This is a genomic window from Streptomyces sp. NPDC016845 (assembly GCF_044332585.1).
GTDB lineage: Bacteria > Actinomycetota > Actinomycetes > Streptomycetales > Streptomycetaceae > Streptomyces.
The window spans coordinates 86396-105167 of the sequence record NZ_JBIRPI010000009.1 but is presented as its reverse complement, the minus strand read 5'-3'; the positions used below and the strand labels follow the sequence as shown (position 1 = coordinate 105167).

Sequence of the window (18772 nt, the reverse complement as noted above, 5' to 3'; positions counted from 1 at the left end):
AACCCTCCTCCTCGATGGCATGACTATACGTCGTGGTGCACGTTTATGCAATCAAGTGGACCATCGAGGAGAAGGGGCGGCCCTACGCGTACCTGCTCAGCGCTGTTCGATGCGCAGGAACGTCACCGAGTTCGCCGGGAACGTATACGTGAAGGTGTCGGCGACCCCCGCGAACGTGGAGGTCACAGGGGCCACCGGCGTCTCGGTCGCGGTGTTCGTGGCGTTGGGCGCCGCGGCGAGCGTGGTCACGGCCGCGGACCTCGCGACGTTCGCACCGCCGAGGTCCACCCGCGTACGGGCCTGGGCATCCTGCGCGTTCACGACCTTGACGATCAGGTCGCCGGTCTTCTTGTCGCGCGTGACGACCTGGCGGAACGGCTCGGCGGGCTTGTCGTCCTCGAACGAGGCCCATTCCTGGCCGTCGAGGTACAGGGTGACCTGGTGGCCGCGCACCTTGATGTCGATGTCGTAGGCGCGGCCGGTCTCGATCGAGCCCGGCTTGGCGACGAGGGTCGACTTGCCGCCGTTCACGGCCTGCTCGACTGCGGTCTGGGTGTTGTTCCAGCCGCCCAGGTTCCACCAGTAGTAATTGCCGGTGTCCTGGACGCCGAACGCGACGAGGAAGCCCTCCTTGCCGGCCTTCTTCGTGGCCTTCACGTGCAGGTCGTAGTCGTGCCAGGCCGGGTCGCCCGCGGTGACCATGGTGTTCTCGGCGGCTTCGTCGCTCTGTACGTACTGGCCGTCCTGGACGCTCCAGCTGCCGCTTCCGGAGGTCGTCCACTGCGAGGCGTCGCCGCTGAAGTCGTCGGCCAGCAGGCCCGCGCCGTCGGCGCCGGTGACGCGCACGTCGTCGTAGGCGGCGCTGGTCGCCCAGGTCGACAGGCCGACGGCGCCGCTGATGGGCGCGGTCGTGGCGGGCGTGGCCGTGGCGGTGGACGGGACGACCCGGTCGCCGACGTTGCGCATGAACAGCTTCTGCACCTCGTAGGAGGCGGAGCCCCACGCCTTCTGGTCGTCGAACCAGATCATGTCGGGCCGCCACTGGACGGTGTCCTCACGGGCGAGCAGCGGGGCGTAGGAGGCCAGCTTGACGATGTCGGCGTTGCGCTCCAGGCCCGTCATGTACGCGCCTTCCGCCAGGGCGTTGGCGAAGGTGTCGCCGCCGGAGGCGTACTCGCCGAGGAAGACCTCGGGGCCGCCGCGGTCGTAGGAGTCGTAGCGGTCGTTGTTCTGGAGGAACCACTGCGGGCTGTTGTAGTAGTGCTCGTCGACCATGGCGACGTCGGCGTCCTTGTTGAGCTTCCACGCCGTGTCGAAGGTGGTGCCGCTGTCGTCGGGCCCGGAGTTGGAGATGACGGTGACGTCGGGGTGGCGCGCCTCCACAGCCGCGCGGAACTCCTTGAAACGGGCGAAGAACTGCTCGGGCAGGTTCTCCTCGTTGCCGACTTCGAGGTGCGTGAGGTGGAAGGGTTTCGGGTGGCCCATCCGGGCGCGCTTCCTGCCCCACTCGCTCGTGACCGGCCCGTTGGCGAACTCGATGAGGTCGAGCGTGTCCTGGATGTGCCGCTCGAGCAGCGCCTCGTCGTCGGTGGCCCTGTTCTGGCCGCAGCCGGTGACAAGGGCGGGCACGACGGGCAGCGGCATCGCGCCGATGTCCTCGCTGAACTGGAAGTACTCGTAGTAGCCGAGGCCGTAGCTCTGGTTGTAGCCCCAGAAGTTGGCGTTGGTGGCGCGCTGCTCGACCGGGCCGATCGTGTCCTTCCACTGGTACGCGCGCTTGCGCTGATAGCCGGAGGCCGCGTCGTAGCCCTCCATGGAGCCGGTGTTGACGAGGCAGCCGCCGGGGAAGCGTACGAAACCGGGCTTCAGGGCGGCGATCTTCTCGGCGAGGTCCTTGCGCAGGCCGTTCGTGCGGCCGTTGTACGTATCACGAGGGAAGAGCGACACCATGTCGAGCGCGGCGGCCCGGCCGGTGGCGACGGAGAGGCGACCCGTCGTGCTCGCGCGCGTGGCGGTGAACGTCGCCGTGTACCTGGCCCAGCCGCCCCGCGTCGTCACACGCCTGGGCGCGGCCAGGGCGCCGTCCGCGTCGGCGAGGGTGACGGTGAGCGCGGAGTCGGCGCGGGCCCAGACCGAGAAGTCGTAGCGGGCGCCCTTGCGGACGGTGATGCCGGTGCCGTACCCGGAGTTGGTGACGGAGGCTCCGGCGCCGAGGTCCAGGTAGGTGCGGTTGCGGGCGTTCAGGCGGCCGTCGTCGTCGACGGTGCGGGCCGCGCCGCTGGTGGTCCAGGCGGTGAGCGGGGTGTACGCGGCGTTATCGGCGGTCGAGTACTCGAAGGAGCGGTTCTGGACCAGCTCGGCGTAGAGCCCGCCGTCGGCGGCCCGGTTGATGTCCTCGAAGAAGACGCCGTACATGGTGTCGTCGATGGCCGCGCCCGTGCGGGTCGGGTCGACGGTGACGGTGTAGTCGGTCACCCCGCCCGCCTCGGCCCCGTCGGCGGCCGCTGTCGGCGGCAGTACGGCGGTCCCGGCGAGCAGGAAGCCGACCGCGGCGCCGAGCCCGGTCCTCCAGCGTGTGCGTCGTCGTCCTCGCGTCATGCGTGCACCCCTTGTCCGTAGCCTGATCACGGGCGGTTCGGTTCGAGATTTCGTACGACGTCCTAAACTGCGAACGGCAAGATAGGAAGCGGCGGTACGCGCGTCAACGGTTCGCGCAAAGGTGTACGGGAGTGATGGGTGTGACGGGCGGACTCTGGCCGGTTTCCGACGCGTTGGCGTTCCTGACCGGAAGCTGGCGCGCGCAGCGGACCGTGCGCGATCTCGCCGAGGACGCGACCGGTACGTTCACCGGGACCACGGCGTTCACGGCGGAGGACGGCGGCGGGCTGCTGCACTTCGAGTCCGGCGCCTTCGAGTGGCGCGGCGTCACCCGCCCCGCCGAGCGGACCCTGCGCTACCTGCCGGGCGAGACGCCCGGCACCGCGGCCGTCCACTTCCCGGACGGCCGCTTCTTCCACGGCCTCGACCTGCGTAGCGGCCGTCACATCGCCGACCACCCCTGCTCGGCGGATCTCTACCGGGGCGAGTTCGAGGTGTACGGCGCCGACAGCTGGCGGACGGTGTGGCGGGTGCGGGGGCCGGCGAAGGACCTCGTCCTCAGCACGGACTACCGAAGGCTGCCGCCAGCCGCCGCACGCCCTCGGTGATCTCGCCCGCGCCGGCCACCGCCACGAAGCTCAGCCGCAGGTACGGGGCCGGGGGCTCGGCCGCGAAGTACGCGCGCCCCGGGGCCACGGCGACGCCCGCCCGCAGGGCGCCCGCGGCGAGCCCGCGCTCGTCGGTGCCGTCGGGAAGGCGCGCCCACAGGTGGTAGCCGCCGGCCGGGACGTGGTCCACGGCCAGCTCGGGCAGGCGGGCGGCGAGCGCGGCTGCCAGCGCGTCCCTGCGGGCCCGCAACTCCCGTGCCACGGTGCGCAGATGGCGCGGCCAGGCCGGTGCGCCGACGAGTTCGAGCGTGGCCTCCTGCAAGGGGCGCGGGACGAAGAAGTGGTCGACGACCTGGATGGCGCGCAGCCGTTCCAGGACGGGGCCGCGGGCGGCGAGGCAGCCGATGCGCAGGCTCGGCGAGGTCGCCTTGGTGAGCGAGCAGACATGCACGACGACACCGTCCGGGTCGTCGCTCGCGAGCGGGGGCGGCAGCGGCCCCGAGTCCTCGTGCACGAGGCGGCGCACGAAGTCGTCCTCGACGACGAAGGCCCCGGCCTCGCGCGCGATGCGCAGCACCTCGGGGCGGCGTTCGGCGCTGAGCACCGCGCCGGTCGGGTTCTGGAACAGCGGCTGGCACACGAAAAGGCGGGCCCCGCTGGCCCGGAACGCCTGCGCGAGCAGCTCGGGGCGGACGCCGTCCCGGTCGACGGGGACGGGTACGGGGCGCAGTCCCGCCGCCCGCGCGAGCGCCAGCATGCCGGGGTAGGTGGGCGACTCGACCAGGACGGGGGCGCCGGGCGGGGCGAGCGCCCGCAACGCGGTGGCCAGGGCGGACTGGCCGCCTGAGGTGACCAGGACCTCGGCGCCGGTGATGGCGCCGCCGATGCCGCGCGCGAACCAGTCGCGCAGCTCGGGCACGCCGTCGACGGGCGGCCGGTTCCAGGCGCCGGGGCGGCGCCCCGCACGGGCGAGCGCGGCGGACATCGCGCCGACCGGTTGCAGCACCTCGTGCAGGTAGCCGCCGTTGAACTCGATGACGCCGGGCTGCGCCGCGGCCAGCGTGACGAGCACCCCCGAGGCGTCCACCGAGCGCGGCACCGTCTCGGTGGCGGAGTCGGCGCTGAGGGCCACTTCCTGCCAGGACGTGTCGCCTACGGGGGCGGCGGCGCGCGGGGCGGCCTTGAAGGCACCGGCCCCCGGGCGGGTCACCACGAGCCCTTCGCCGGCGAGCTGTGCGAGCGCGCGCGAGACGGTGACCGGGCTGACCCGGAACCGCTCGACGAGCGCCCGGCTCGACGGCAGCTTCTCACCTTCCGAGTAGCGGTTCAGCTCGTGCCGCAACCGTTTCGCCAGTTCACCTACGCTGCTACGCTCTTGCATGAGGACACAGGATAGCGCTACCACCACTCCCCCGATAGCAGTCACCACCTCCGGAGAACCGACAGCAGTCACCGCCTCCGGAGAACCGGAAGCAGCCGGCGCCCCGGTACGACAGCGGGCCGCCGCGTCCGGCACGGTGCTCGCCGCGCTCGGCGTTCTCGCCTTCTCCCTCACCTTTCCCGCCACCGCCTGGGGCCTCGAGGGGTTCGGCCCCTGGTCGCTCGTGGCCGTCCGCAGCGTGCTCGCGGCGCTCATCGCGGGCGGCAGCCTGCTCGTACTGCGCGTTCCCGTCCCGGCACGGCGCCACTGGGCGGGCCTCGCCGTCGTCGGCGCGGGTGTGGTCCTGGGCTTCCCGATGCTGACCACGCTGGCCCTGCGGTCGGCGACGACGGCGCACTCGGCGGTCGTCGTGGGCCTGCTGCCGCTGACCACGGCCGTGTTCTCCTCGCTGCGCACCGGGGCCCGGCCCTCCCGCGCCTTCTGGATCGCGGCGTGCGCGGGCGCGGCGGCGGTGATCGCGTTCACGGTGCAGCAGAGCGGGGGCGCCCTCACCCGGGCCGATCTGTACCTGTTCGGGGCGCTGCTGATCTGCGCGGCCGGTTACACCGAGGGCGGCCGGCTCGCCTCGGCCATGCCGGGCTGGCAGGTCATCGCCTGGGCGCTCGTCCTGTGCCTGCCGCTCGCCGTGGCGGGTACGGCGATCGCGCTGGCGTCCGAGCCGGTGCGGCTGACCGGGCACGCGGTCGCGGGTCTGCTGTGGGTGGCGGCGGGCTCGCAGTTCCTCGGCCTGGTCGTCTGGTACAAGGGCATGAGCCTGATCGGCATCCCGAAGGCCAGTCAACTCCAGCTCGCACAGCCCCTGTTGACGCTCGTGTGGTCGGTGCTCCTGCTCGGCGAGTCGCTGACGGTCGCGGCGCCGCTCACCGCGGTCGCGGTCCTGGTGTGCATCGCGGTCACCCAGCGGTCCCGCGGCTGACCGAACGTCCGGGGTCCCAACTCCCCTGCCTCGCCGTAGACTTGCCGCAACATACGGGCACGGCGAGGGGGTCACTCCTGATGCACGCAACCGTGGGCGATCGGCTGCTCATGCACGGCCGGATCGTCGGTCAGCACGACCGGGTCGCGCAGATCATCGAAGTGCTCGGCGCCGACGGCGGTCCCCCGTTCCGCGTCCGCTTCGAGGACGGCCACGAGGCCATCATGTCCCCGGGCCCCGACGCGGTGGTCCAGCCGGTCACCGGCCGCGAGGAGTGAGCCGGGGCCTCCGGGGCCCGGCGAGCCCGTCCTAGAACCGGCCGTAATGGTCCGCGACGGCCCGTGCCATGGCGCCGATCCTGTCCTGGGCGACCTCCTTCGCGGAGAAGTAGACATGCCCGCGCGTCTCGGGGAACTGTCCCGCGAAGGTGAGGTGCCGGGACAGTTCGGCGGGGTCCTGCCAGGCGGCGGGCTGGGCCGGATCGCCCGCCTTGTAGAGGGCCTCGCCGATGTACAGGTCGACGCCCGTGCCGCGCACGGTCTCCGCCCACCAGGGCACGAGCTTCGCGTAGTCGGCGGCGGGGAAGCCGAGATTCCAGTACACCTGCGGCACGACGTGGTCGATCCAGCCCTCGCGCACCCACTTGCGGGTGTCCGCGTGCAGGTCGTCGTAGGTCTGCACCCCGGCCGTGGTGTCCGAGCCCTCCGGGTCGGTGGCCCGGTTGCGCCACACTCCGAAGGGGCTGATCCCGAACCGGGTCCCGCGCCGGGTCCGCTTGATCCGCCCCGCCATCTCGTGCACCAGGCGGTCGATGTTGTCGCGCCGCCAGGCCGCCCGGTCCGCGAACCCGCCGCCGTACTTCGCGTACGCCGCGTCGTCGTCGAAGGTCTGGCCCGCGACCGGATACGGGTAGAAGTAGTCGTCGAAGTGGACGGCGTCGATGTCGTACTTCCCGACCGCGTCGAGCATGGCTTCCTGCACGAACCGCCTGACCTCGGGGAGCCCGGGGTTGTAGTACAGCTTCCCGCCGTACGGGACGACCCAGTCGGGGTGGACGCGCGCCGGGTGCGTCTCGACCAGGCGGCTCGGGTCGGTGTGGTTGGCGACGCGGTACGGGTTGAACCAGGCGTGCAGTCCGAGCCCGCGGCGATGGGCCTCGCGCACGGCGGTGCCGAGCGGGTCCCAGCCCGGGTCCTGGCCCTGGACCCCGGTGAGCACCTGCGACCACGGCTCGTGCGGGGACGGCCACAGGGCGTCGGCGGTGGGCCGCACCTGGAAGATCACCGCGTTCAGCTTGCGGCGTACGGCCGTGTCCAGGTGCGCGAGCAGCTCGGCGCGCTGCTGGTCGGCGGTGAGCCCGGGGCGCGAGGGCCAGTCCCGGTTGGCGACGGTCGCCAGCCACATGCCGCGCATGTCGTGCCGGGGGCGGTGGTGCCGGTGCCCGCCGCCCGCGACGGCGTCGCCGGCGGTGAGGCCGGCCAGTGCGAGCCCGGCGCCGAGAGCGAAGGCGCGGCGTGAGATACGTCCCATGGTTCCCCCCGATGTCGTGTGTCACGGTAGTTCCTGGATGAACAGGCGTTAACCCGGGCTCCACCAGCCCCAGGGGTACGGGGTAACGTGCAGCTCCGACAAGGCCCGGGAGGATTCTGCCTGCCGGCGGCCCCGGACGAAACAGCGAAAGGCACGAGGTGACGGACGCCTTGACTGACATCACACGCGTGGGCGTGGTGGGCTGTGGCCAGATGGGGGCCGGCATCGCCGAGGTGTGCGCCCGCAGCGGCCTGGACGTGATGGTGGCCGAGACCACCGGCGAGGCCCTGGAGATCGGGCGGACCCGGCTGCTCAACTCGCTCGCCAAGGCGGCCGAGCGCGGCAAGATCACCGAGGCCGAGCTGGCGGAGACACAGGAGCGGCTCACCTTCACCACGGACCTCGGCGAGTTCGCCGACCGGGACCTCGTCATCGAGGCGGTCGTGGAGAACGAGCAGGTCAAGACGGAGATCTTCCAGGTCCTCGACCAGGTCGTGACGCGCCCCGACGCGATTCTCGCCTCGAACACCTCGTCCATCCCGCTGGTGAAGCTGGCCGTGGCGACGTCCCGTCCCGACCACGTCATCGGCATCCACTTCTTCAACCCGGCGCCCGTGCAGAAGCTGGTCGAGCTGATCCCGGCGCTCACCACGTCCGAGGGCACCATCAGCCGCGCCCAGGTCCTGGTGGAGAAGATCCTCGGCAAGCACGCGATCCGCGCCCAGGACCGCTCCGGGTTCGTGGTGAACGCGCTGCTCGTGCCGTACCTGCTCTCCTCCATCCGGATGTTCGAGTCCGGGATCGCCAGCCGCGAGGACATCGACAACGGCATGGAGCTGGGCTGCGCCCACCCGATGGGCCCGCTCAAGCTGTCGGACCTCATCGGGCTCGACACCATCGCCTCGATCGCGGACTCGATGTACGCGGAGTACAAGGAGCCGCTGTACGCCGCTCCGCCGCTGCTGCAGCGGATGGTCGACGCCGGGCGGCTCGGCCGCAAGACCGGTTCGGGGTTCTACACCTACAGCTGATCAGGCGAGCCCGAACACACTCCGTGTTCGTCAGTGGGCCCGGTGCTCTTCGGAGCACCGGGCCCACTGCGTTCGCACGGGGAGTGCGAGGGTGACCCGCATATGCCTTTCGCACACGCTGTCGCCGCGCCCACCTGGCGAGTTCACTTTTGTTGCGTACATCAGGGATGAGACGACTACAGAAAGGAGCGGATCAGTGACCACCGACCCGGAGTATTCCGTGGTCCCGGAGGAACTCGCTGAGTTACGCCGTGTCTTCGAGGTAGGTCTGACTCGGATCGACGGCCAACTCACCCTTCTCGCTCACCGTGACGACCAGACCGTCAAGGATCAGGACGATCTGAGCTCGCGGATCAGCGCGTTGGAGCACACCCGATGGCCTTTGCCCGCAGTCGCCGCGCTGACGGCGATCGGGGCCCTGGCCATCGCGATCTGGCAGGCGGTCGGGCATTAGCGCGCGGGAGGCGCTAGCCGAGCCGGAGATGGTGCAGGAGCAGTAGCGCGGCCGCCATATTGGCGGCCGGGACCTCTCCACGAGCGATCATGTCGGGGACGAGCTTGAGGTGGACCCATTCCCTGCGGTCCGATTCGAAGTCGTCCTGGGGGTGGCCGAGGTATGTTCCCTCGTCGGTCCAGTAGATGTGGTGCCGGGCGTCCGTGAGGCCGTTGGACGGCTCGACGCTCATCAGGTGCCGCAGAGGTCCCGGTCGCCAGCCGGTCTCCTCCTCCAACTCCCTCGCGGCCGCGACCGCGATGTCCTCGCCGTCCTCGACGACGCCCGCGGCCAGTTCCCACCCCCAGCTGTCGGTGATGAAGCGGTGCCGCCACAGCAGCAGCACCTCGTTGGCCTCGTTCACCACGGTGGCCACCGCCACCGGCCGCAGCCGGATGAGGAAGTGGTCGAGGTGTCGGCCGTCCGGTAGTTCGACGTCCGCCAGGTTGACGGTGAACCACCTGTTTTCGTACACAGTTTGTTCGTTTTGTTTCGTCCACTGCACGGTTCTGCCACCTTCCGCCGAGTTGCTGGCAATATCGCAGCAGTGGCGGACCCGGGCTCCCCGGTGAGGGCTCAGAGTGGTACGCGCAGCGCCCCGTCGATCAACTCGGCGGCCTCGGCCGTGCCGGCGCAGCCGCTGCGCATCAGGTGCTCGCGGACCATCCGGAGTCTGTCGCGCAGGCGCTGAGACTCCATCCCCCGCGCGGCCTCGGCCATCTCGACGGCGGTGGCGACGGCCTGTTCGGTGTTGCCCTGTCTGAGCTGGATCTGGCTGAGCACCGCGAGCCGGTGCACCCGGCCGCGGTCGTGCGCCGGGGTGTGCACGGCCTCGGTGGCGTGCTCCCGGGCGCCCGCGTAGTCGCCGAGGCTCAACAGCGCCTCCGCGACCTGTACGTTGACGAACCCTGGCTGTACGTAACCCGTCTCGTCCGGTTCGTGCCCCCGCCGGATGCGGTCGGCCGCGGACTCGGCACGCCGGATGCACTCCAGCGCGCTCGTACCGTCGCCGAGGTGGGCGTACGCCTTCGCCTGCATGGCATACAGATCGGAGGCGAGCGCCGGGGTGATGTGCCGCCCGGCGGCGCGCAGCGCGGCCTCGGCGAAGGCGACGGCCTGCCGGTGCTCGCGCATGTGCAGCGACTGGTTCACCAGGAGCGCTATCACGTAGGCCCCGAGCCCCCTGTCCCCACTGGCTTTCGCGAGCCGCAGCGCCTGGTGGAAGTAGCGCTGGGCCAGACCGTGCGCGTCGGAGTCGTAGGCGCAGATGCCCGCGATGGCGACGAGCCCGCCGGTGGCCCGGTGCAGCTGGCGCCCGGTGGCGTCGGTGTAGCTGCCGCGCAGCAGCGGTGTCGCCTCGGCGTTGAGGAAGCCGACGATCCGGGTCCGTGTCGCGATGCCGCCCGCCTTGCGGTACATCTGCTCGTAGTGGGTGCGGGCGGAGCGCATCATCTCGATGTCCGCGGGGCTGACGACATGGCGTCCGCCGCGCGAGACGTCGGTGTCCTCCGGCGGGTTCTCCCACTCCCATACGGGCATGACGGCGGGGGTGCCGGTGACCGCGGGGGCGTCGAGTATGTGCCGGCGCTGCTGTTCGTCGGAGCGCCAGACCGCGGTGGCCCGCTCCACGAAGCCGGAGAGCGAGGAGGCGTGCGGGGCGGCCGGTTCGCCGGGGATGCCGAGGCCGATGTCGTCGAGGGTGACGTGGCGCTGGAGGCGCCCGCTGAGCACTTCGCAGATCAGGTCGGGGACCTGGCCGCGCGGGCGCTGGCCCTTCAGCCAGCGGGCGACGGCGGTGTGCTCGTAGCGCAGCGCCAGTCCACGGGCGCGGCCCGCGTGGTTCACGTGGGCCGCGAGGCCCGCGTGGGAGATCCCGGCCTCGTCGAGTATCGCGTCGAGCAGGGTGTTGGGCTGCATGGATGCCCTCCGTAGGCTCGGTACTGCCCAGCGTAGTCCCGGCGCCTTCACACGGGGTGTGAACGGAATGCTCAACTCCATGACGTCCGCCCTCTGTTCCGGCCGGTTCCCACCCGCTTGACTGAACTGCCTCGCAAGAGGCCGACCGGACCGCCGGCTCCCCCTCGTTCCAGACGGCGGTCCGATCACGCGCCGTCCGCCCGCTCGCCTGCCCACAGCTCTGCGGCGGGCGGACGGCGCCCGGCGAGGCGCCCGGCGACGAACCCTCAGTGGACCCGCTGCGCGCAGCGCCCGGCGGGCTCCGTGTGCTGGACGGGGACGCGCCTTCGCTCGTTGCACAGGACGACCAGGGCCGCGTCGTCACCGGGGGGCCCGCCCGCGTGGCCGAGCAGGCGGCCGTACACGGCGCGGATGACGGCCTCCGGCACGATCGTCCTGCGGCGGCGCACCGTGGCCCGGAGCTCCTCCTGAAGGGGGAAGAACCGGCCATGAGCGTCGCGGGCGTCCTCGATGCCGTCGGTGTGCAGGAGCAGCCCCTCCCCCGGCGCGATCCGTCCGCACCGGGCGGGGGCGAGATCGGCGGGCAGCGGGAACATGCCGACCGGTGGCATCGGCTCGCCGCCGGTCAGCGGTTCGGCGCAGCGCACGGCGCCCGGCCGCAGCAGGTACGGCCAGGGGTGGCCGCAGTTGAGGGCGTACACGGTGCCGTCCCGTCGGATCTCCAGGAGCAGTACGGTCACGAACTCCTCGGCGAGGGCGCAGTCGGGCTTCTCGTCCGGGGCGGCCGGGTGTTCGTCGCCCGCGTGCCGGCGCAGATGGCGGCCGTGGGCCCGCTCCAGCCGCCGCAGCACACCGGCGAGTTCGGCCTCGTCGTGGGCGGCTTCGCGGAAGCTGCCGAGGACGGCGCCGACCCCGGCGAGCGCGCCGAGCCCGTGGCCGCGGACGTCGCCCATGACCACCCGGACGCCGTGGTCGGTGGAGACGACGTCGTACAGGTCGCCGCCGATGCTGGCGGCGCGGTCCGCGGAGAGCTGGCCCGCGGCGAGCGCGAACCCGTCGAGCCGCGCGGGCAGCGGCCGCAGGAGCACGGACTGAGCGGCGCCCGCGACGGCCCTGACCTCCCGCAGTTCCCGCAGCAGGCCCTGCCGTACGTGGAAGATCAGCCCGCTGCCGACCAGGAAGAACACCGCGCTGCTGACGATCCGCGCGCCCAGACTGTTCTGCTGCGCGAGCGGGCAGGTCAGCTCCCAGGTGACGGCGCCGCCGCCCCACAGCGTGGGCAGAGCGAGCAGCGCCGCGCGCCGTAACCGGGTACGGAAGGTGGTCCGGGTGGGCGCTCTGGTCCTGCTCCGCATCATCATGCCGACGGCCCCCTCGGCCTGTGTGCAAGCGCGCACGCCGGACGGCCCGGCGGCGGTTCTCACGACGCCTGCCCTCGAACCGGTCGCCTCATGGGCGGTCTTCACCCGAACGAGTGAGGGGCACATCCGGTGGTCCCGGATGCGCCCCTCACTGGAGCCGTGCACGCACCGCTTACGCGCCGCGCAGCACCGCGCCCGTCCTCTCGGCCGCCTGCGCGACCGCCGCGTCACGGGCCGCGCTGGCCTCGTCGACCGTCAGGGTGCGGTCGGCGGCACGGAAGCGCAGCGCGTAGGCCAGGGACTTCCTGCCCTCGCCGAGCTGCTCCGCGTTCTCGTACACGTCGAAGAGGCGCAGCGACTCCAGGAGTTCACCGGCGCCCGCGCGCAGCGCGTCCTCGACGGTCGTGGCCGGGACGTCCTTGTCGACGACGAGCGCGACGTCCTGGGTGGCGACGGGGAACGTCGAGATCCGCGGCGCCCGCACGACACCTGCGCCGGCCTCCTCGACGAGGTCGAGGTTCAGCTCCATCGCGCTGGTGCGGGCGGGCAGGCCGAGCGCCTTGACGACGCGCGGGTGCAGCTCACCGGCGTGCCCGACGAGCGTCTTGGCACCGTCGACCGTGACGTACAGGGCGGCGCACCGGCCGGGGTGCCACGGCCCGTACTGGCCCTGCTCGACGGTCAGTTCGGTGCCCGTCTCGTGGGCGACCACGCGCGCCGCCTCGACGGCGTCGGCCCAGGTCGCCGGGGTGCCCTTGCCCCACCAGCCGGTCTGCTCACGGGCGCCCGCGAGGGCGACCGCGGCGTGCCGGGGCTGGTTCGGGAGCGCGGCCGTGAGGGACGCGATCTCGTCCTCGGTGGGCCGCCGGTCCACGCCCAGGCGCGTGGCGACGCGCAGCTCGTCCTGCGGGTGGAAGACCAGGCCCGTCTCGAAGAGCGCCAGGTCGTGGCTGCCGCGCCCGTCGTTGCGGCGCAGCGCGGCCAGGAGGCCCGGGAGCAGCGTCGTACGGAGGGCGGGCTCCTCGTCGGAGAGCGGGTTGACGAGGGTGACGACGCGGCGCTTCGGGTCGTCCTTCTCCAGACCGAGCTGGTCGAAGACGGACGCGCCGATGAACGGGTAGCTCAGCGCCTCGACGTAACCGGCGCCGGCCAGAACGCGGCCCACGCGGCGGTGCGTGCGCTGGCGCTCGGTCAGACCGCGGCCCGCCGGGGGCTTCGGCAGCGTGGAGGGCAGGTTCTCGTAGCCCTCCAGGCGGATGACCTCTTCGGCCAGGTCGTTCGGGTCGGTGAGGTCGGGGCGCCAGGACGGCACGGTGACCGTGAGGGCGTCCTGCCCGTAGACGTCGCAGCCGACTTCCTGAAGGCGGCGCACCACGGTCTCGCGGCCGTAGGCGACACCCGCCACCTTGTCCGGGTGGTCGGCCGGGATGGTGATGGTGCGCGGGGCGCCGGGCGCGATGACCTCGGTGACGCCCTGCTCGGCGGTGCCGCCCGCGAGCAGCACGAGCAGGTCGACGACGCGCTGCGCCGCCGCGGCGGTGGCCTGCGGGTCGGTGCCGCGCTCGAAGCGCTTGGCGGCCTCGGAGGACAGCTTGTGGCGGCGCGAGGCGCGGGCGATGGTCAGCGCGTCGAAGTGCGCGGCCTCGATGACGACGTCGGTGGTCCCGGCGCCCTCCTCATGGTCCGCGATCTCGGTGTTCGCGCCGCCCATGACACCGGCGAGACCGATCGGGCCCCGGTCGTCCGTGATGACGAGGTCCTCGGCGTCGAGGGTGCGCTCGGCGCCGTCGAGGGTCTTGAGCTTCTCGCCGGGCTGCGCGCGGCGTACGCCGATCGCGCCCTGGATGAGCGAGCGGTCGTAGGCGTGCAGCGGCTGGCCGAGCTCCAGCATCACGTAGTTGGTGACGTCGACGGCGAGCGAGATCGGGCGCATGCCGGCCTTCTGCAGGCGGCGCTGGAGCCAGATCGGCGAGCGCGCCTCGGGGCTGAGCCCGGTGACCGTGCGGGCGGTGAAGCGGTCGCAGGCCATCGGGTCGGAGACCTTGACCGGGTAGCCGTGCGCGTTCGGCGCGGGCACGTCCAGGAGCGCCGGGTCGCGCAGCGCGAGCCCGTACGCGGTGGCGGTCTCGCGGGCGATGCCGCGCATGGAGAGGCAGTAGCCGCGGTCCGGGGTGACGGCGATGTCGAGCACCTCGTCGACGAGCTGGAGCAGCTCGATGGCGTCGGTGCCCGCCTCGTGCTCCGGCGGCAGCACGATGATGCCGTGCGTGCCGTCGTCGCCCATGCCCAGCTCGTCGGTGGAGCAGATCATGCCGTGCGAGGTCTTGCCGTACGTCTTGCGCGCGGCGATCGCGAAGCCGCCGGGCAGCTCGGCGCCGGGCAGCACGACGACGACCTTGTCGCCGACCTGGAAGTTCCGGGCGCCGCAGACGATCTCCTGCGGCTCACCCGTGCCGTTGGCGGTGCCGACGTCGACGGTGCAGAACCGGATCGGCTTCTTGAAGCCCTCAAGCTCCTCGATGGTCAGCACCTGGCCGACGACGAGGGGGCCCTTGAGGTCGGCGCCGAGCTGCTCGACGGTCTCCACCTCGAGGCCGACGCCGACCAGCTTGGCCTGCACGTCACGGCCGGTCTCGGTGGCGGGGAGGTCGACGTACTCCCGCAGCCAGGAAAGCGGGACCCGCATCAGATCTCCATCCCGAACGGCCGGGTGAAACGGACGTCACCCTCGACCATGTCTCGCATGTCTTCGACGTTGTGGCGGAACATCAGCATCCGTTCGATGCCGAACCCGAAGGCGAATCCGCTGTACTTCTCGGGGTCGACGCCGCACGCGGTCAGCACGCGCGGGTTGACCATGCCGCAGCCGCCCAGCTCGATCCAGCCCTCGCTGCCGCAGGTGCGGCACGGACGGTCCGGGTTGCCCACGGACTCGCCACGGCACACGTAGCAGACCATGTCCATCTCGGCGGACGGCTCGGTGAAGGGGAAGTAGTTCGGGCGCAGGCGCGTCTTCATGTCGGCTCCGAAGAGCGCCTTGACCATGTGGTCGAGGGTGCCCTTCAGGTCGGCCATGGTCAGGCCCTCGTCCACCGCGAGCAGCTCGATCTGGTGGAAGACCGGGGTGTGCGTGGCGTCCAGCTCGTCGGTGCGGAAGACACGCCCCGGGCAGACGACGTAGACGGGCGGCTCACGGTCGAGCAGCGTGCGGGCCTGCACGGGAGAGGTGTGCGTCCGGAGTACGACACCGGACTCGTCGCCCTCGGTCCCCTCGGGGCCCTTGACGAAGAAGGTGTCCTGCATCTGCCGCGCCGGGTGGTCCGGCGTGAAGTTCAGGGCGTCGAAATTGAACCACTCCGCCTCGACCTCGGGGCCCTCCGCGACCTCGTACCCCATGGATACGAAGACGTCGGCGACGCGCTCCATCATGGTCGTCAGCGGGTGGCGGGCGCCGGCCGGGGTGCGGTCGTAGGGCAGCGTGACGTCCACGGCCTCCTCGACCAGGACGCGCGCGTCGCGCTCGGCCTCCAGCTCGGCCTGGCGGGCGGCGAGGCCCCGGCCGACGGCGGCGCGGGCCTGGCCCACGAGCTTGCCCGCGGCGGCCTTGGCCTGCGGGGGCAGCGCGCCGATCTCGCGGTTGGCGAGCGACAGCGGCGACGTCCCGCCGGTGTGCGCGACCTTGGCCTCCTGAAGCGCCTCGAGCGAGTCCGCGGCGGCGAAGGCGGCGAGCGCCTCGCCTTGCACGCGCTCGATCTCTTCCGGTTTCAGTGCCTCGACCTCGACAGGGTCGTACGACTTGTTCGGTGCCGACATCTCTTCCCGTACTTCCGATTGGCTGGCGGATGGCCCCGTCCAGGACTCGTGGTCCATGACTCGTCCGGACGTGGAGACGCAATGTGCCAAAGGACGAGTCTAACGGGGGTGACGTGTGTGAATGCGCCCGTGGGGGCCGATGCTCAGGCGCTGAGGTACGCCGGGGCCGCCACGGGCAACGTAAATCGGAAGCGGGCGCCGCCACCGGGCGCCCGGCCGACGGTGATGGTGCCGCCGTGGGCCTCGACGATGCCCTTGACGATGTAGAGGCCGAGCCCGGTGCCGCCGCGCTTGCTGCCCCGCCAGAAGCGGGTGAAGACGCGGTTCATGGACTCCTCCGGAATGCCCGGGCCCTCGTCGCTGACGGTGACCGAGGTCGATTCCCTGGCCGTCGTGGAGGGCTCCACGTCAATGGTGACGGTTCCCTCGCCGTGCCGCACCGCGTTTTCCAGCAGGTTGCTCAGCACCTGGTCGACCTTGTCCGGGTCGGCCCACAGATCGGGCAGCGGCTGGCGCACGCGGAGCAGGAACCGGTCGGCGCTCTGGCCCGAGGCGACATGGGCCTGGATGTGCCGGGAGACGGCGGCGCCGATGTCGACGGGCTGGCGGCGCAGCTCCAGGCGGCCCGAGTCGATGCGGGAGATGTCGAGCAGCTCGGTGATCAGCCGCGTGACGCGGTTGGCGTCGGCGTCGACGGTCTCCAGCATCAGCCGCTTCTGCTCGTCGGTGAACCGCTCCCACTTCGCGAGCAGCGTCGCGGTGAACCCCTTGACGCTGGTCAGCGGGGAGCGCAGCTCGTGGGCGACGATGGCGATCAGCTCGGCGTGGCTGCGCTCGGTCCTGCGCCGGGCCTCGGTGTCGCGGAGCGAGACGACGACGCGGCGGACGGGCCCGGTGGGCCGGGTGCGTACGTAACGGGCGCTGACCAAGACCTCACGCCCACCCGGCAGAAGCAGATTCCGCTCGGGCTGCCCGACGCGCGTGGCGAGCCCGCCGTACGGGTCGGTCAGCTGCCACCAGCGCCGCCCCTCCAGGTCCTCCAGGGGCAGCGCGCGGTCGAGGGGCGCTCCGAGGGCGCGGGCGGCGGGCACGGCGGTGATGCGTTCGGCGGCGAGGTTGAAGCAGACGACGTGGCCGCTCTCGTCGGCGACGACGAGTCCGTCGGGCAGGTCGTCGGGGGTCAGGCCGGCTCCGGCGGGACCGGGCGTGAGGGCCCCAGGGGGTGTGCTCACCCCTGCTGTCCTGCTGGTGCGGACCGTCATCTCCCCGTACCCCACCTCTCGAAACGGCGCAGTGGGCCCCGAGTTCGCCACCCTACTAGTCACGAGTGACCGACTACCAGTCACCGCGGACGCCTCGGGGGCTCAGTGCCGGCACCCGCCGGGGGCGCGCTGGGCGCGCGCGGAGGCGTAGAGGCAGACGGCGGCGGCCGTGGCGAGGTTGAGGCTCTCGGCCTTGCCGTGGATGGGGACGCGGACGACGGCGTCGGCAAGGGCGCGGGTCTCCTCCGGCAGCCCCCACGCCTCGTTGCCGAAGACCCAGGCCGTCGGGGTGCCCATGGTGCCCTTGTCCAGCTCGTCGTCGAGGTCGTCCTCGCCCGCTCCGTCGGCGGCGAGGATGCGTACGCCCGCGTCCTTGAGCCGGGCGACGGCCTGCTCGACGGGGACGCCCACGGCCACCGGCAGATGGAACAGGGAGCCGACCGACGCCCGTACGGCCTTGGGGTTGTAGAGGTCGACGGAGGCGTCCGTGAGCACGACGGCCTCGGCGCCCGCGGCGTCGGCGCACCGCAGCACGGTCCCGGCGTTGCCGGGGTCCCGTACGTGGGCGAGTACGGCGACGAGCCTGGGCCGGGCGGCGAGGATCTCCTCGAACGGCGTGTCCAGGAAGCGGCAGATGCCGACGAGCCCCTGCGGGGTCACGGTCGTGGAGATGTCGGCGATGACGTCCTCGTGGGCGAGGTGCACCCGGGCGTCGATCGCGCGGGCCTCGGCGACGATGCCGGCGTAGCGCTCCGCGGCGTCGGCGGTGGCGAACATCTCGACCAGCGCCCCGTGCGCGGCGGCCTCCCGCACGGCCTGCGGCCCCTCGGCGAGGAACAGCCGCTCCTTCCCCCGGAAGTTCCGCTTGGCAAGCCGCCGGGCAGCGGAGACCCGGGGCGACTTGGGGGAGATCGGTTCAGGAGCGGCAACCATGAGAACTCACCTGGGAGGAGAGCGCCCCGGAAGGGGCGCGGGGAACTGCGCGACCAGCCACGTACGACCGGCGCACGGCACACGACAGACGATGGCAGACGGAAGGCCGAACGCATCGGACCCGCAGGCCAGCTGACCTGCGGGTCCGATTACACCGGCTCAGCGGAGTGTCAGGCCGCGGCCTTGGGCGCGTTGACATCCGCGGGCAGCGCCTTCTGCGCAACCTCGACGAGCGCCGCGAAGGCGTTCGCGTCGTTGACGGCCAGCTCCGCGAGGATCTTGCGGTCCACCTCGATGTTGGCGGCCTTCAGACCCTGGATGAGGCGGTTGTACGTCATGCCGTTCTGGCGGGCAGCGGCGTTGATGCGCTGGATCCACAGCTGACGGAAGTCGCCCTTGCGCTTCTTGCGGTCGTTGTAGTTGTAGACCAGGGAGTGGGTGACCTGCTCCTTGGCCTTGCGGTACAGACGCGAACGCTGACCGCGGTAGCCGCTGGCCTGCTCGAGGATCGCCCGACGCTTCTTGTGCGCGTTGACTGCGCGCTTGACGCGTGCCACTTGTTAACTCCTTGTAGCGGGGCCGGGGTGGTACTCACCCGGCCCGAATTCGAATAGGTCCCGGTTCAGCCGACGTGCGCGGCGCCGAAGCGCCGGCAGGTCACTTGCCGAGAAGCTTCTTGATCTTCGCGGCGTCGCCCGGGGCCATCTCGGCGTTGCCGGTGAGGCGGCGCGTCACGCGGGACGACTTGTGCTCGAGCAGGTGGCGCTTGCCGGCGCGCTCACGGAGCACCTTGCCGGAGCCGGTGATCTTGAAGCGCTTGCTGGCACCGCTGTGCGACTTGTTCTTCGGCATAGCGCCGTTCTCTCCTC

The 18772-nt window shown here is 71.8% G+C and carries 17 protein-coding genes; 5 read left to right on the top strand and 12 right to left on the bottom strand.

Features of this window, described 5'->3' with window-relative positions; genetic code table 11:
• Positions 1–96: 96 nt before the first annotated feature.
• On the bottom strand, positions 97–2598 hold the full coding sequence (locus ACH4RC_RS22875) for an alpha-L-arabinofuranosidase C-terminal domain-containing protein (RefSeq protein ID WP_398203821.1): 2502 nt from the start codon (positions 2596–2598) through the stop codon (positions 97–99).
• A gap of 140 nt (positions 2599–2738) precedes the next feature.
• On the opposite strand from ACH4RC_RS22875, the gene ACH4RC_RS22870 reads away from it, so the two are divergent.
• A complete protein-coding gene (locus ACH4RC_RS22870) occupies positions 2739–3206 on the top strand; it encodes a DUF6314 family protein (RefSeq protein ID WP_398203818.1) in 468 nt (155 codons plus the stop codon).
• Here the strand turns inward: ACH4RC_RS22870 and ACH4RC_RS22865 are convergent.
• Positions 3157–4842, bottom strand: a complete 1686-nt coding sequence (locus tag ACH4RC_RS22865) for a PLP-dependent aminotransferase family protein (RefSeq protein ID WP_398203815.1) — start codon at positions 4840–4842, stop codon at positions 3157–3159. The two genes, ACH4RC_RS22870 and ACH4RC_RS22865, sit on opposite strands and share 50 nt — an antisense overlap.
• Here ACH4RC_RS22865 and ACH4RC_RS22860 point away from each other — a divergent pair.
• Both ACH4RC_RS22860 and ACH4RC_RS22855 read left to right on the top strand, forming a co-directional pair.
• A complete protein-coding gene (locus tag ACH4RC_RS22860) occupies positions 4724–5563 on the top strand; it encodes a DMT family transporter (protein ID WP_398203812.1) in 840 nt (279 codons plus the stop codon). The genes ACH4RC_RS22865 and ACH4RC_RS22860 overlap by 119 nt on opposite strands.
• 80 nt (positions 5564–5643) lie before the next feature.
• Positions 5644–5841, top strand: a complete 198-nt coding sequence (locus tag ACH4RC_RS22855) for a DUF1918 domain-containing protein (RefSeq protein WP_398203811.1) — start codon at positions 5644–5646, stop codon at positions 5839–5841.
• A 31-nt stretch (positions 5842–5872) separates the two neighbouring features.
• Here the strand turns inward: ACH4RC_RS22855 and ACH4RC_RS22850 are convergent, their stop codons facing one another.
• Complete coding sequence (locus ACH4RC_RS22850; protein WP_398203808.1) at positions 5873–7093, bottom strand: glycoside hydrolase family 10 protein; 1221 nt, start codon at positions 7091–7093, stop codon at positions 5873–5875.
• A gap of 170 nt (positions 7094–7263) precedes the next feature.
• On the opposite strand from ACH4RC_RS22850, the gene ACH4RC_RS22845 reads away from it, so the two are divergent.
• Both ACH4RC_RS22845 and ACH4RC_RS22840 read left to right on the top strand, forming a co-directional pair.
• Positions 7264–8124, top strand: coding sequence for a 3-hydroxybutyryl-CoA dehydrogenase (locus tag ACH4RC_RS22845; RefSeq protein WP_398203806.1), 861 nt, complete (start codon positions 7264–7266; stop codon positions 8122–8124).
• Between the two features lie 196 nt (positions 8125–8320).
• Complete coding sequence (locus ACH4RC_RS22840) at positions 8321–8578, top strand: hypothetical protein (protein ID WP_394435435.1); 258 nt, start codon at positions 8321–8323, stop codon at positions 8576–8578.
• A gap of 13 nt (positions 8579–8591) precedes the next feature.
• On the opposite strand, the gene ACH4RC_RS22835 is transcribed toward ACH4RC_RS22840, so the two are convergent.
• From ACH4RC_RS22835 to rpmI, 9 genes are all read right to left on the bottom strand, one after another.
• Positions 8592–9122, bottom strand: coding sequence for an NUDIX hydrolase (locus ACH4RC_RS22835; RefSeq protein WP_398203802.1), 531 nt, complete (start codon positions 9120–9122; stop codon positions 8592–8594).
• 71 nt (positions 9123–9193) lie between these two features.
• Positions 9194–10534 (bottom strand): tetratricopeptide repeat protein, encoded by a 1341-nt coding sequence (locus ACH4RC_RS22830; protein ID WP_398203800.1) that lies wholly within the window; start codon positions 10532–10534, stop codon positions 9194–9196.
• Positions 10535–10800: 266 nt separating this feature from the next.
• Positions 10801–11892: a PP2C family protein-serine/threonine phosphatase gene (locus ACH4RC_RS22825; RefSeq protein WP_398204186.1), complete on the bottom strand. Its 1092-nt coding sequence runs from the start codon at positions 11890–11892 to the stop codon at positions 10801–10803.
• Between the two features lie 175 nt (positions 11893–12067).
• Positions 12068–14581 carry a phenylalanine--tRNA ligase subunit beta gene (pheT, locus tag ACH4RC_RS22820; protein WP_398203797.1) on the bottom strand — a complete coding sequence of 838 codons (2514 nt, stop codon included), beginning with the start codon at positions 14579–14581 and terminating at the stop codon, positions 12068–12070.
• Complete coding sequence (gene pheS, locus ACH4RC_RS22815) at positions 14581–15708, bottom strand: phenylalanine--tRNA ligase subunit alpha (RefSeq protein WP_398203794.1); 1128 nt, start codon at positions 15706–15708, stop codon at positions 14581–14583. The genes pheT and pheS overlap by 1 nt, the downstream gene beginning before the upstream one ends.
• Before the next feature lie 143 nt (positions 15709–15851).
• Positions 15852–16970, bottom strand: a complete 1119-nt coding sequence (locus ACH4RC_RS22810) for an ATP-binding protein (protein ID WP_398203792.1) — start codon at positions 16968–16970, stop codon at positions 15852–15854.
• Between the two features lie 102 nt (positions 16971–17072).
• Positions 17073–17903, bottom strand: coding sequence for a TrmH family RNA methyltransferase (locus tag ACH4RC_RS22805; RefSeq protein WP_398203789.1), 831 nt, complete (start codon positions 17901–17903; stop codon positions 17073–17075).
• Between the two features lie 170 nt (positions 17904–18073).
• Positions 18074–18460: a 50S ribosomal protein L20 gene (gene rplT / locus ACH4RC_RS22800; RefSeq protein WP_006350245.1), complete on the bottom strand. Its 387-nt coding sequence runs from the start codon at positions 18458–18460 to the stop codon at positions 18074–18076.
• Between the two features lie 100 nt (positions 18461–18560).
• Positions 18561–18755 (bottom strand): 50S ribosomal protein L35, encoded by a 195-nt coding sequence (gene rpmI, locus ACH4RC_RS22795; RefSeq protein ID WP_003977225.1) that lies wholly within the window; start codon positions 18753–18755, stop codon positions 18561–18563.
• Between the last annotated feature and the right edge of the window lie 17 nt (positions 18756–18772).

What these genes read in the sequence shown, in the direction of transcription:
- ACH4RC_RS22875 (WP_398203821.1), bottom strand. Translation starts at nt 2,598, where the DNA reads ATGACGCGAGGACGACGACGCACACGCTGGAGGACCGGGCTCGGCGCC.
- ACH4RC_RS22865 (WP_398203815.1), bottom strand. Translation starts at nt 4,842, where the DNA reads ATGAGCGCCGCGAGCACGCTGCGGACGGCCACGAGCGACCAGGGGCCG.
- ACH4RC_RS22855 (WP_398203811.1), top strand. Translation starts at nt 5,644, where the DNA reads ATGCACGCAACCGTGGGCGATCGGCTGCTCATGCACGGCCGGATCGTC.
- ACH4RC_RS22850 (WP_398203808.1), bottom strand. Translation starts at nt 7,093, where the DNA reads ATGGGACGTATCTCACGCCGCGCCTTCGCTCTCGGCGCCGGGCTCGCA.
- ACH4RC_RS22830 (WP_398203800.1), bottom strand. Translation starts at nt 10,534, where the DNA reads ATGCAGCCCAACACCCTGCTCGACGCGATACTCGACGAGGCCGGGATC.
- ACH4RC_RS22825 (WP_398204186.1), bottom strand. Translation starts at nt 11,892, where the DNA reads ATGATGCGGAGCAGGACCAGAGCGCCCACCCGGACCACCTTCCGTACC.
- pheT (WP_398203797.1), bottom strand. Translation starts at nt 14,581, where the DNA reads ATGCGGGTCCCGCTTTCCTGGCTGCGGGAGTACGTCGACCTCCCCGCC.
- pheS (WP_398203794.1), bottom strand. Translation starts at nt 15,708, where the DNA reads ATGTCGGCACCGAACAAGTCGTACGACCCTGTCGAGGTCGAGGCACTG.
- ACH4RC_RS22810 (WP_398203792.1), bottom strand. Translation starts at nt 16,970, where the DNA reads ATGACGGTCCGCACCAGCAGGACAGCAGGGGTGAGCACACCCCCTGGG.
- ACH4RC_RS22805 (WP_398203789.1), bottom strand. Translation starts at nt 17,903, where the DNA reads ATGGTTGCCGCTCCTGAACCGATCTCCCCCAAGTCGCCCCGGGTCTCC.
- rpmI (WP_003977225.1), bottom strand. Translation starts at nt 18,755, where the DNA reads ATGCCGAAGAACAAGTCGCACAGCGGTGCCAGCAAGCGCTTCAAGATC.